This is a genomic window from Acetobacter nitrogenifigens DSM 23921 = NBRC 105050 (genome assembly GCF_000429165.1).
GTDB classification, from domain to species: Bacteria; Pseudomonadota; Alphaproteobacteria; order Acetobacterales; family Acetobacteraceae; genus Acetobacter; species Acetobacter nitrogenifigens.
The window spans coordinates 1-11,968 of sequence record NZ_AUBI01000036.1; the positions used below are offsets into that span (position 1 = coordinate 1).

General features: G+C 55.6%; 10 protein-coding genes and 1 pseudogene. 7 read left to right on the forward strand and 4 right to left on the reverse strand.

Annotated features, from left to right (window positions below; all coding sequences use genetic code 11):
- Together G442_RS0118420 and G442_RS26620 are read left to right on the forward strand one after the other, a co-directional pair.
- A partial coding sequence (locus G442_RS0118420; RefSeq protein WP_026399142.1) for an IS5/IS1182 family transposase occupies window positions 1-319 on the forward strand: 319 nt, incomplete at its 5' end.
- A 78-nt stretch (window positions 320-397) separates the two neighbouring features.
- Window positions 398-610, forward strand: coding sequence for an RES domain-containing protein (locus G442_RS26620; RefSeq protein ID WP_408734940.1), 213 nt, complete (start codon window positions 398-400; stop codon window positions 608-610).
- Window positions 611-948: 338 nt separating this feature from the next.
- Here G442_RS26620 and G442_RS0118430 read toward each other — a convergent pair whose 3' ends face one another.
- Entirely contained in the window at window positions 949-3,540 is a 2,592-nt protein-coding gene (locus G442_RS0118430) for a DEAD/DEAH box helicase (protein ID WP_026399143.1), read from the reverse strand.
- A gap of 545 nt (window positions 3,541-4,085) precedes the next feature.
- Here G442_RS0118430 and G442_RS24155 point away from each other — a divergent pair.
- Together G442_RS24155 and G442_RS0118445 are read left to right on the forward strand one after the other, a co-directional pair.
- Window positions 4,086-4,868: an HNH endonuclease gene (locus G442_RS24155; RefSeq protein WP_211229177.1), complete on the forward strand. Its 783-nt coding sequence runs from the start codon at window positions 4,086-4,088 to the stop codon at window positions 4,866-4,868.
- Between the two features lie 262 nt (window positions 4,869-5,130).
- Window positions 5,131-5,700 carry a GNAT family N-acetyltransferase gene (locus G442_RS0118445; protein WP_026399145.1) on the forward strand — a complete coding sequence of 190 codons (570 nt, stop codon included), beginning with the start codon at window positions 5,131-5,133 and terminating at the stop codon, window positions 5,698-5,700.
- 12 nt (window positions 5,701-5,712) lie between these two features.
- Here G442_RS0118445 and G442_RS0118450 read toward each other — a convergent pair whose 3' ends face one another.
- A complete protein-coding gene (locus G442_RS0118450; RefSeq protein ID WP_084440722.1) occupies window positions 5,713-6,312 on the reverse strand; it encodes a TlpA disulfide reductase family protein in 600 nt (199 codons plus the stop codon).
- A gap of 9 nt (window positions 6,313-6,321) precedes the next feature.
- Here G442_RS0118450 and argH point away from each other — a divergent pair, with 9 nt between their 5' ends.
- Together argH and G442_RS25815 are read left to right on the forward strand one after the other, a co-directional pair.
- Window positions 6,322-7,764, forward strand: coding sequence for an argininosuccinate lyase (argH, locus tag G442_RS0118455; RefSeq protein WP_051292543.1), 1,443 nt, complete (start codon window positions 6,322-6,324; stop codon window positions 7,762-7,764).
- The gene (locus tag G442_RS25815) at window positions 7,761-7,901 is read left to right on the forward strand and encodes a hypothetical protein (RefSeq protein WP_169720801.1); all 141 of its coding nucleotides are present in this window, start codon (window positions 7,761-7,763) and stop codon (window positions 7,899-7,901) included. The genes argH and G442_RS25815 overlap by 4 nt, the downstream gene beginning before the upstream one ends.
- A 754-nt stretch (window positions 7,902-8,655) precedes the next feature.
- On the opposite strand, the gene G442_RS26625 is transcribed toward G442_RS25815, so the two are convergent.
- Together G442_RS26625 and G442_RS25990 are read right to left on the reverse strand one after the other, a co-directional pair.
- Window positions 8,656-8,832 carry a S41 family peptidase gene (locus G442_RS26625; protein ID WP_161628406.1) on the reverse strand — a complete coding sequence of 59 codons (177 nt, stop codon included), beginning with the start codon at window positions 8,830-8,832 and terminating at the stop codon, window positions 8,656-8,658.
- 37 nt (window positions 8,833-8,869) lie between these two features.
- Window positions 8,870-9,495, reverse strand: a pseudogene (locus G442_RS25990) (IS6 family transposase); the annotation flags it as partial.
- Window positions 9,496-9,883: 388 nt separating this feature from the next.
- Here G442_RS25990 and G442_RS25415 point away from each other — a divergent pair.
- Window positions 9,884-11,968 (forward strand): beta strand repeat-containing protein (locus G442_RS25415; protein ID WP_211229180.1); only part of this gene is annotated, 2,085 nt, incomplete at its 3' end.

The window sequence follows — 11,968 nt, forward strand, 5'->3', positions numbered from 1 at the left end:
CCATGAACTTCCCTCGGCCATGGCCCTCCTTGACGCATTGCCGCACGCCCCGCGCTACGTCGTCTGCGATCGGGGCTATGCCTCGAACCAGTTTCGAGAGGCCTTATGGGACAGGGGTTCACGCCCGGTCATCCCGACAAAACGCAACGAACCGCAAGTAGCCTGCCCGAAATGGGCCTATCGGCACCGACATCTGGTGGAAAACCTGTGGGCACGCCTCAAGGAGTGGAGAGCAGTCGCCACGCGGTATGAGAAAACCGCTACGTCCTTCATGGCTGTCATCTGCATCGCTGCAACAGCAGATCATCTCAAGACCTAACAGACCCTAGATGAGTTTGCACTCATCTATCATATTGATTCGCTGCTCAGCCAGCCGATCATCCCGGAGGAGCGCCACATCTACGCCGCCACCCAACTTCTGGCCGACGTATTGATCCGACGAGGGTTTGATGCGATTTCCTATCGCAGTTCGGTGGGCACGGGCCGAAATCTCTGCATTTTCGAGCCTGCACTGTTCGCTTTCGACGAAACCGCGTCCGCGGTTCGTTTCGTCGACAAGCTTGACTATCATTTCTCTACGGTCGCGATGGAGGCGCCGGATACCTTTTGAGCAGACCGGCGGGGCACAGAGAGGAATGATGGTGTTTGGTCGATAGCCGTCAAAAGCCTGAGCACTGCGAAAGGCAGCTTTCGATTACTTCTCATCGATAGTCGACTGGCGGCGTTCCCGCCCTAAACAGCCTCTCTGTTCAACGAATGGCAGCAAACGGGCAGCAGTCGTTGGCATCTCGGGTATGCACCTGCCCAGATTGCTCTCCACGTAGCAGACATGACGGGCGGCAAACTCCTATTGCCGCTGCGGGCCGAAGGAAAACCGAGCACCCCATATGTGCGTATCCGGTAGAAGGCCGCTAGCCTCCCGATCAGTGCACTTTCAAGAAGCTATCGCTAAGGTACCTCCGTCAGCGCTTGGCTGGCGATCTGGCGTTGAAGGCGCGCGTGCAGGGCAGATGCGCTGATGTCGGCCTCATCCAATCTACGGGCCGCTTCCGCTCGCCACGCGAGGTCGCCAGCTGCGGTGAAAGTTCGGCGGAGATCTCGCAAAACTTGGAGCGCTTGCGTCGCCCATGCCCGGAACTCATCAAGCGGCCATAGAAGCACCTCGTTGAGATGAGGTGCAGCGCCACTCCTCATTGAGGTAACTGGGGTTACCAAGACTGGCGTGACTGTCGCTTCTGCCGGAAGCGGAACATTTTTGCGGACCCAGTTAGGATGGGTAGCCACTTGGCGCGCTTTCGTTGCGTCCAACAGATCGTTCGTCGCCCCGGCATGGTCTTCGAACACAAAGCATGTCGAACCTGACAACCACCATGGATCGGGTGATGCGTCAGTCTCTCGTTTGTCCGCAATATCGCCAAGAGTCCGCCCTAAAAGCACATGGGCTGGCTCAAAGGCACTAGCGCCCGCGAGCCCCTCCAAAATCTCTTTTTCGCGGGTACTAAAGGCGCGATCATGAAGCGTGCCGAGACCGGTTAAAACGTTTTCAATGCGCTCCACCTGCTCCATAGCGGCAAGCCGCACATCTGCCTCAGATTCCTGGGCCGGAGCTTCAAAACGTGTGAGACGGGCTAGCCATGGAACGTCCGTCGCTGCCTTTTTTGCTTGGGCGAAATGGCCCCGAGCCTTGGCCTCCAAGGCAGGTACTCCATCCTTAGATCCCAGCCACGCTGCACTGCCAGCGAGATAGTGCCACCAGGCACGATAGCCGCGCAGGTTTGGGTCCGTGAGGCCGCCGAGGACGCTCTCTGCCGCTGCGAGAGCGGTCTCATGATCGTTTTGCCAGAGCAGGGTCTGGTATCGGATCTCGTGGTGGACGATGCCTTCCAGATCGCCAAGCGCAGGGAACGGCATCTGGGTCGCTTTAGATCGGGCCGCAAGGATCTGGTTGTTAGCGTGCGCCCATTCCTCCCCATTGGAGATGAACATGTCGAAGTTCTCTACCACCTCAGTAATGGTTGTGGCCGTCGATTGGTGGATTCCAAACGCAAGTTCAGCCTGCAACTCGGGGTGTAAGTGGGCGCGCTGGCTGCGATCGGCGAGATAGGCTGGAAGCTCCTCACCGGAAATTACCACCGCCGAGTAATCCTGTAGAGAACGCGTACACCGCCCAATCGCTTGAAGGACGCGCGTCTGGACACGGTCGTCATAGAGCTGCCGGGCCCCCATCCGGTCCATAACAAAACGCTCTTGGAGATTGGCTGCTTTCGGCAGGTCTTCGACAAATAAGAGACGGCAATCGTCTCCCGGGAAGTCAATGCCGTCATAACGGTTGGCGACAACTGCAACGGCTTTCTCGCAGCCTACGAACGCCGCTTTTGACTCCTCGAGCGCATGGGCATCGAATACCGGATAGCCAAGCGTCTCAATGACCCCAGTGGTCACTTCCTCGGCAAGCTGGTCTCGGGGCACAATGACCAAGCTTCGGCCCGCCCGCTTCATCAACTCAGTCCGGATTGTCGGGACTTCCTCGGCTTGCAGAAAATTCTCGGGGAAGATGAAGAAGCGGCGACCAATACCTTGTCGGTTCCATCCTTCCGGCACGGGCAACCGTTTGATCGGAAACCTGCCAACCAATCGCTCGAGGTCTCCACCCGCTCCGAGAGTTGCGGACATATAGATGCGCTGTCGTGCGCCGTTGAATGGAGTGTGCTGCCAAGTTGGTGGCACGATTGGCCGGATCATGATTTCTGTCGCCGACAGATAAAGGTGGCAAGCACGAAGGTGTCCACGCAGAAGCGACCATACGAACCGGATGCTAAGGTCCTGAGCGTGAGCGTCAATGACCGCTGCTAACTCGTCTGCCACGAGCGCAAAGTCGGGGGTCGGCAGTTTCTCGACCCATTTTCGGTCATCTGGGCTAGCATCCCACCGGCCTGCCAGACGCGACCGATCGAGGGGACTAAGGAGGCCGTCCAGAACCGCACACATTGCCTGAAAAAGGGTCCGATGCTGGGGATCGGTCCGTTGCACCCGGAGCGTCCATGTCTCAGCGATGTAGTTTTCAGCCGCGTGCGCGTCGTCAACGATAATAACATCGGGATTTGAGAAGAACGGATGAGTGTTGAAGAGCGAACTGTACGTTGTGACGGCAACGTGGTCCGCGTTCTGGTATTGCGCCTTGGCTAGTGCTGAGTAATCGGACTTGGGTCCCGTAAAACCGAGTACGGTGAGCCCATATTGGTCCCGCGCCTGCTCGACTACCTGATTGACGAGTTGTCGGGTTGGGCAGAGGTAAACGATCCGTTCTCGAAACTTGCGGCGTCTCCATTCGGCTATCATTAGGCCGACTAGCGTTTTGCCACTCCCGGTGGGCAGTTGCAGACCAACGTCTGCGGCCCCAACGGCACCCGAGGCGTAATTCCTCATCATTTCCCCCTGATGAAGGAGCACGCCAGGTATCTTTCGGCGGGGGAGGGTCAGCAGGATCTCCTCCGGGCTAGCGGGGATGATCTCGGTGGGCGGAGCACTTTTGAAAGCCATAATTCTAAGATGCATCACACGTCGTTTAAAGCGCAAGACAGTCTTCCCAGTGACGGATGCCGCGCCAGAATCGATCACCGCGGAAGCGGGAATAACGACGGCGACATGCTGCGATTGGCGCTCAATAACGGACCTTCCTCTTCCCCCAGGCCGACCGATACGATCTCCATGCCGAAGCTGATCGTCGATGGTGCTGGCGAGACCAGCCGATAGGCTGAGTCTCGAACGAGCAGATTGTGTCCGTAAATCGCTTTCCCTCAAATTAGATATGATTGCGTGACATCCGAACGCTTACCGGCAATCATCAACGCGGGCTCTATCATGGCTATTTAAGAAAAAGGGCCGCAGATGCTCCATTTGTCCGTCCGTCAGCCAAAAAAATCGCTCACCTCCAGTCTTGTTGCAGAGCCTGAATCAGATTTTCCCATCGAATCAATTGGGTATCAGTCTAGGTCACGATAAACGCAATCAAAGAAAGATTGTTGAGATTTAAAAAACAGTCTATTGCTTTAGAATAATATTTCAGTGTGAGTGAGAGTTAGATGTTGACAAGAGAGGAAGTGCAAAATCATTTGCTTGAAAAGGGCTATAATCGTGCTTATGATTCTTGGATTTATGCAGATGAATATAAAATTGGAGGGCGATATATTTATATTGCCAGTATAAAGAGAAATCATACCTTTCTTGTTGTGGATCGCGCTACTTACAAGGATCTTTGTCAAGTAAAAATAAATGGCATCCTTCTCGATAAGGAAATAAAAAATGCCGATTTCAGAAAATTCGAAGAGAAAAATGGATCTGGTAGTTACGTGGGTTTTTATGTGAATTTCGACACTCTTTTGGCCTTTGATAAATTCTTGGATGTTGTGAGTGAGAAGGAAGCATATGAGGGTACAGTGAGTTCAGATATTGAGGATATCAATAACTCACCGCTACTTACCCCGACTCAGAGGCAAGCTTTAATAAAAGCGCGCATAGGGCAGGGCATTTTTCGCGAGGGGATTATTGAACGTTGGAGCAGTAAATGTGCTGTAACGGGTGTGCCAGTTCTTGAATTGCTGCGGGCCTCTCACATAAAGCCCTGGGCGATTGCCAGCGATACTGAACGCTTGGATCCTGACAACGGTCTCTTATTAATTGCTACGCTCGATGCGGCTTTCGACAATCATCTTATTTCTTTTTCAGATGATGGAGCAATGTTGCTGTCTGAGAAGCTTGGAGCGGGTGGCTATGCCGTGCTCGGTGTTTCACCTGATGCACGTCTTCACAAAGCCTTGAACTCGCAGCAGAAGGCTTACTTGCGTGAGCATAGGGGGAAACTTCGGTAAAGGAATAAAGCAAATACAGAATTGTTGAGCGACGGCAGGCGAGTGAGTTCATCAAAGTTGGTATCCTGTACCCGCATTGAACCTGTAGCGAGTAGTTTACAGGCATACCGTGCAGAGCGATCCACGTATCGGGCAGAAATTTTATATTCCATTCTTCCATGAAATTCTTTGCTCACTTAGAAAATGCTTCGCAAAATAGGCGGGGATATCGGGGGCGGGCGAAGATATTCGCCCCCGAATGGCGCGTATGACAGGATATCTGATGCCTTCTACACCAAACAAGCAGGTCTACGCATTGAGTCTGGTTCCATTCGCCGATGAGCATTTCGCTACGTTGTCCGGCTGGTTTCAAAGCCAGAAAGAGGTCACCCAATGGGGTGGTCCTGGATTGCTTCATCCACTCGACAAGTCGCAACTGGCTCCAATGATGGTCGAAGTCGATCATTCGGCGGCGAAAGCCCTGTGCTGGATGGTTGAGGATGAGGCTGGAAAGACGATAGGCCACGCTCAACTTGCCTTTGACTGGCCAAACGGGGTGGCGAGGCTGTGTCGCGTGGCGATTGCGCCAAGCGAACGGGGTAGGGGATTGGCGAGTCATATGGTTCGGGAGGTCGTCGCCCGGGCGTTTTCCCACCCTCAGATCGAACGTGTCGAACTGAACGTGTACAGTTGGAACGTCGCGGCGATACGCGCTTACGCCAGACAGAATTTCGTAAAAGAAGGCGTCCGTCGATCTTCGGTGCTTATCGACGGGGAACGCTGGGACACCGTGATGATGGCGATGCTTCGGCAGGAGTGGGAAGGCGCGAACAGCACACCGCCGGAAGCGTGACGGCGCGCGGACTCAGCCCAACAGGCGGCGCAACGCCTCTTCCGCCCCCGGAGCCTCCCACAGGACTGGCCCCGATCGGCGCGCTACTTCACGTCCCTGTCGATCGATGAGGACAGTGACCGGCAATGCTTCCTCGTCCAGCGCCTTCGCCGTAGCCGCTGTCGGATCGTAGTAAGGCGGCAGCGTCGTCACGCCGATACGCGCCAGAAACGGCGCCACTTTCGCTGCGCCACTGCGATCAAGCGACACGGCGAGAACGACGACGCCGTCCCTTTCAAGCTGCGGCGCAAGACGCGCCAGAGTGGGCAGTTCCGTCACGCAGGGAGGGCACCATGTCGCCCAGAGATGAAGAATGACCGGCTTGCCGACATAATCCGCAAGCGTGTGAACAGCCCCGCCCGCATCCGCGAAGGAGAGCGCAGGCATGGGTTTCGGCGGGTGCGCCGTAAGCCTGTCGGGCGCGACCGGCGTGCCGTTGGCGGCATCGTCTTCAGCGAACGCCGGTTTGCGCCCGATAGCGCCTGCGATTAGGCTGCCGCCCGCGATCAGGAGCATGCGCCGTGCAAGGCGCGTATCCGGACGAAAAAGGCATCGTGAAAGACTATCAGGCATGAGGCGAGCATGACGGAGCGGAGCGTGGCGGGCAAGGGGCCGACGGGACAGACAGGCGGCGGCGCCAACGTCCAATGGGGCGGCCGTTTCGCAAGCGGACCATCCGCGATCATGCGCGAAATCAACGCCTCGATCAGTTTTGACAAGGCCCTGTGGCGTCAGGACATCGCCGGATCGTTGGCCCATGCCGCCATGCTGGCCAAGGTCGGCGTCATCTCCGCCGAGGACGAGGCCGCTATCCGCGACGGCCTGGACGGCATCGCGAAGGAAATCGAGGCCGAAACGTTCTCCTTCGATGAGGCCCTTGAAGACATTCACATGAACATCGAGGCGCGGCTGAGCGAGCGTATCGGAGAGGCGGGCAAGCGCCTGCACACCGCGCGTTCGCGAAACGATCAGGTGGCCACCGATTTCCGCCTGTGGGTGCGCGACGCGATCGACGGCGTGTCCGGCCAGACGGCGTCGCTGATGCGCTCCTTAGCCACGCGCGCGCTGGAATACGCTGACACGGCCATGCCGGGCTTCACGCATCTGCAAACCGCGCAACCCGTCACCTTCGGCCACCATCTGCTCGCCTATGTCGAGATGCTCTCGCGCGACGCCGGACGACTGGCTGACGCACGCAAGCGCCTGAACGAATGTCCCCTCGGCTCGGCCGCTCTGGCCGGGACGTCCTTTCCCATCGACCGTCGCATGACAGCCGCCACGCTCGGCTTCGACAGGCCGACCGCAAACTCCCTCGACGCCGTGTCGGATCGCGACTTCGCGCTCGAATACCTTTCGGCGCTGTCCATCATGGCCATGCATCTGTCGCGGCTGGCGGAGGAGATCGTCATCTGGTGCTCGGCGCCGTTCGGCTTCATCCGCCTGTCCGACGCCTTCACCACCGGTTCCTCCATCATGCCGCAGAAGCGCAATCCCGATGCAGCGGAACTGGCGCGGGCGAAGGTCGGGCGGGTCGCGGGCTCGCTCATCTCCCTGCTGACGGTGATGAAGGGCCTGCCGCTGGCCTACGCCAAGGACATGCAGGAAGACAAAGTTCCGGTGTTCGAGGCGACCGAGGCGATCACGCTGACGCTGGCCGCATGCGACGGCATGATCCGGGATCTTCTGGCGGACGCGGGTCGGATGCGCCAGTTCGCGGGCTCAGGCTTTTCGACCGCCACCGATCTTGCTGACTGGCTGGTCCGGGTTCTGAAACTGCCTTTCCGCACGGCGCATCATGTCACCGGGAGGATCGTCGCACGGGCGGAGGCTGACGGCGTGGATCTGTCCGATCTGCCGCTTTCGGCGATGCAGGAAGTTGATCCGCAGATCACCGAGGATGTGTTCTCGGTGCTGACGGTCGAGGCGTCCATCGCTTCTCGCACCAGCGAAGGCGGCACCTCTGGCGTCAATGTGCGGCAGCAGGCGGCGGCATGGTTGACGCGCCTTGATGGAGAAGGCTCATGAAACGGGTCATGGTCACGCCGATTTTGCTGGGGTGCCTGCTGCTGGCTTTGGCCGACTGTGGAAAGAAGGGCTCCCCGGAAGCGCCGGGGCCGGCGGACAGGATTATATTTCCAAGGTCTTATCCCGCTCCGGATTAAGGGTGATACTTCCTGATGGGCAACTGTGTTGATCATGTGATCTGCAAAGGCTGACCTTCCTGGATCATTGCATTGAGTATGATGAGAAGCTGACGTGCGACGGCGATGAGGATGGTTGTCGCAGCCGCTGGTGGCCTCGAACACCATGGGATTTTCGGGCGTGAGCGTTTCGGCCCATTCGGCGATGGTGTCGCGGGTATTGGGAATGCGCTGCATCGTGCCGGATGGAAGGTCGCAGAGATCGGGGAGCTCGCGCGAACGATCGCAGCCGATGACTGGCTGTGGCGTGGTGAGGGTTCCTGTCCACGTCGTGCGGGATCAAAAGTCCCAAGCAACTGTTCAGGGTTGAGTGCAGGTGAATGGGACCTATGCTCCTAAACGGGCTCCCTTCCACTATACATACTCGCACATCGGTAACAGACAGGGGACGAGGGCGGCGTCACCAGCGCATGGGACTGTGTTACGGGTGCTGCGTCTGTTTACGCCCCTCACCTCGAACATTTAAAAACATCGGGAGTGTTTCTGAGGGCGGACGTGAGATCGGATCGCGTCAGGTATCTCCTGTGGGAAAATATAGTTAATGAAAACGGCGAATAATTACCTACCCACTGCTTTTCGAAGACCTGTATGAAGATAAGATTTATGCAGTTTCTGGCCGTCATAAGGTCTCAGGCCAAGAAAAATATTTAAAGTTACGCCGGACACCTCATTCAGCCAACCGTGCCGAAAGTGTGCCCAGTCAGGCAATCTTAAATTACCCTTTGAATAGGGTGAGTTTAATAGTGAATCTTCCATCGCATGTCCGCAACCAGCCCCCGGCCGACCAATCACCGAGTATCACCCCGGCGCGGTTATCCTGGATTTCGGCAGTAAGTTTTTCTGCCGCTGAGAAGGAGGCCTTATTGATGAGGATAGTGAGGGGTGCTGTCACGTTAACGTTAGAAGGCTGAAGGCCGAATCCGGGATTGTCAGCCGACGAGAGCGGTCGCGTTGTTCCATTGAGCGAGAGCCCTGACCCGATGGATATGACGGGAAAGAGCCGTGGCAGTGGCGGCGGGTGGGACGAAGAGATTACGGACAGCGAAGAAGACTGAGACGAAACGCTGGCATCCGCCTGGGGTCCGGAATTTTTGCATGATCCGCTCGCGCTTTCGAAAGGGCAGATAGCTGTTTTCGGCGCGGGTGTTCAGCCCCTTGTGAGACAGATGTCGGACCGACAGGCCGAGCTTTCGTCCGGCGGCTCCGTAAGATTTCAGCTTGTCCGTGATCATCGGTCTCGAGTGTATGCCCCGTTTCTTCAGAGGTCTGGTCAGCAGACGCCTTGCAGCCTTCGTATTGCGGCGGGTCTGCAGGATTTCGTCGAGGACTAGCCGTCCTGATCGACCGCCCGCCACAGCCAGTGCGGCTAGTCCTGGATCACGATCCGGACTTCATCAAGATGCCAGATGTCCCTAGGCTGGCAGCCTTGCGACCCAAGGTGCGGGCAACTGCCGAGCCAAATTTCAGGCTCCAGCGACATCTCCTCGATCAGTCGAAAGCTCAACGGAAAGCGAAAATACAGCCACATCGCATGCGCGATCACTTCGCGCGGAAAACGATGTCGTTTGTAACTCACTGACCTCGTGTTCATCGGACCAGTGTTGCACAGCTCAAAGTTAACGTGACATCACCCGCTATAACGACGGCCCAGAAGCCGCGTAATCCTGCGAATCCTGTGTTTCTGATCCTTCATAAGGGCGATCACCCGCCGGCTCATAACGTCAGGTGGCTACAGTCCAAGGTCAATCTCTGGACTCCTTGTCCAAAATAACCGGAGGTTATCTCCAGTGTCGCACTTCAGATCAAAATCCGCCTCCTATCTTGTTTTTGATATTTCAATATTGCCGCATCTGCAAGACTCCGGTTAGGTTAATTAACGGTTAATTTTGGGTGCGAAGATGAGGAATGGCGGTAAATTTTTTGTCCTGAAATCGTCGTGTTTTTTGACAACTTTTCTCATTCCTCTGTGCGGCGGCGAACTTGCGCGCGCGGCCACCTACCCAACTGGATGTACACTGAATTCAACGGGCCAGACGTTAACCTGCTCTAGTTATACGGGGGCAGGCAATTCCAGTTCGCCTCTGATTGGAGGAACTGGTGACACCTATACGTCGGTCAACCTGACTGGAACGTTAGCCGTCACCTCAAATAGCGCTTCGTCAGTTATAGGTTATGGCGGGGCCGATTCTTCGGAGAGCATCCATAACGTCACCCTTGCGGAGGGCAGCGTTATTAACACGACAGGTACCGCAATTAGCCTGAATTCTGGCACAAGCGCACAAAATAACCTGATAACCATTAATGGAACTATCACAAGCACGGAATTGTCGACGAATAATCCAGGTGGAACAGGATCTGACACCATCCAATTTGATTCTGATACTACGGTTGTTATTGGAAAAAATGGAGCCATTTACACTGGATTCAATGCGGATAAATCCGCGAATGCAGGGGCGGTTTTTAATGCCGAAGCACTTAATCCTCGCGGCGGCGGCAACACGATTATAAATTACGGACTTATTGAAACCAATCGTAGCGCGGCGATATGGTTTCAGGGAACTGGCGCCAATGCGTCTGCGACTAATACGATAGAGAATTACGGAACCATTACCGCAGGAGGTGATGGGTCTGCTGACATAACTGGATCGAGCCCCGTTATTTTGGGAAATTCTGCATCGAGCGTCGTTGATTTTACAAACGAAACAGGCGGAGTGATTAATGGAAATATAACTCTGGGAACGAACAAAGCGAACATTGTTACATTGTATAACGGCTCGACCATCAACGGAAATCTACAGGGAGGCGGCGATGCCGCCTCGTTGATTTTGACCGGTGATTCGGGTGAAGATACGCTGCAAAGCACGGTCCGAGAATTTGGCGCCCTTACCAAGACGGGCGATGGGACATGGGTTATTTCAAATCCACTTTCAAATCTAAGCAGTAACCTTATAACCAATGTTGACGGTGGAACGTTAGTTCTTGATGGAACTACAACTGTTAAAGCTACATCTGTAAATATCAATCAAGGTGGAACGCTCCAACTGGGAAATGGCGGGACGACTGGCTTTCTCGATGGAGACATCATCACCAATAACGGTACGCTGGTGTTCGACCATTCCAGCACGGGCACGCCGCTCAACCTGACTGGCGATATTACCGGAAGTGGAAATCTGGTGCAGGACGGAACGGACACAATGATTCTTTCCGGATCCAACACCTATACCGGAACAACGACAATTACCGGAACAACGGCGCTCGATGGAAGCGTCAAATCTGCGCCAGCGACATTGCAGATTGGTGATGGTGGAACAACGGGAAGTATTTCCAACTCTTCTTCTATCGTAAACGATGGCCATCTGTATTTTGATAGAAGCGACACGTATACAGTATCTCAATCTATTTCCGGAAACGGTGATCTTCACCAGATCGGGCTCGGGACGTTGATACTGACAGGCGATAGTAATTATGGTGGAGTAACCTACATTGACGCCGGAACTTTGCAGTTGGGGAATGGTAGTTCTCAGCAAAATACTTTTAGAAATCCGACTATCGTAGATAATGGCATATTGTCGATTGATTATAGCAGTAATTTTGCCATAAGCCAGGCGATTTCCGGAAGCGGCGGTCTGACGCAAATGGGGACTGGCACGACAACGATCAATGGCTCGAATACCGACCAAATTACCTACACGGGCGCGACGACGATCAGCGGCGGGAGGCTGGCGTTGTCGGGTGTGGGTTCACTGGCTCAGTCCAGCGGCGTGCATGACAATGCCGCGTTCGACATCTCGGGCGTTACGTCGGGTTCTTCTTCGATAAAGTCTCTGGACGGGAGCGGGGCAATCTCCCTGGGCGGCAATACGCTGATCTTGACGAACGCTAACAGCGCGTTTGGCAATACCTACTCAGGCGTCGCGTCCGGTTCGGGCGGCGTGGTGGTTTCCGGGGGAACAGAAACCCTTGCAGGCGATAATACTTATACGGGTGCTACGACTGTAGCGTCTGGCGCCGGCCTCAACCTGACTGGC

Excerpts from the sequence above, each read along its gene's own strand:
- G442_RS0118430 (WP_026399143.1), bottom strand. The coding sequence starts at position 3,540 with ATGGCTTTCAAAAGTGCTCCGCCCACCGAGATCATCCCCGCTAGCCCG.
- G442_RS0118445 (WP_026399145.1), top strand. The coding sequence starts at position 5,131 with ATGCCTTCTACACCAAACAAGCAGGTCTACGCATTGAGTCTGGTTCCA.
- G442_RS0118450 (WP_084440722.1), bottom strand. The coding sequence starts at position 6,312 with ATGCCTGATAGTCTTTCACGATGCCTTTTTCGTCCGGATACGCGCCTT.
- argH (WP_051292543.1), top strand. The coding sequence starts at position 6,322 with ATGACGGAGCGGAGCGTGGCGGGCAAGGGGCCGACGGGACAGACAGGC.
- G442_RS25815 (WP_169720801.1), top strand. The coding sequence starts at position 7,761 with ATGAAACGGGTCATGGTCACGCCGATTTTGCTGGGGTGCCTGCTGCTG.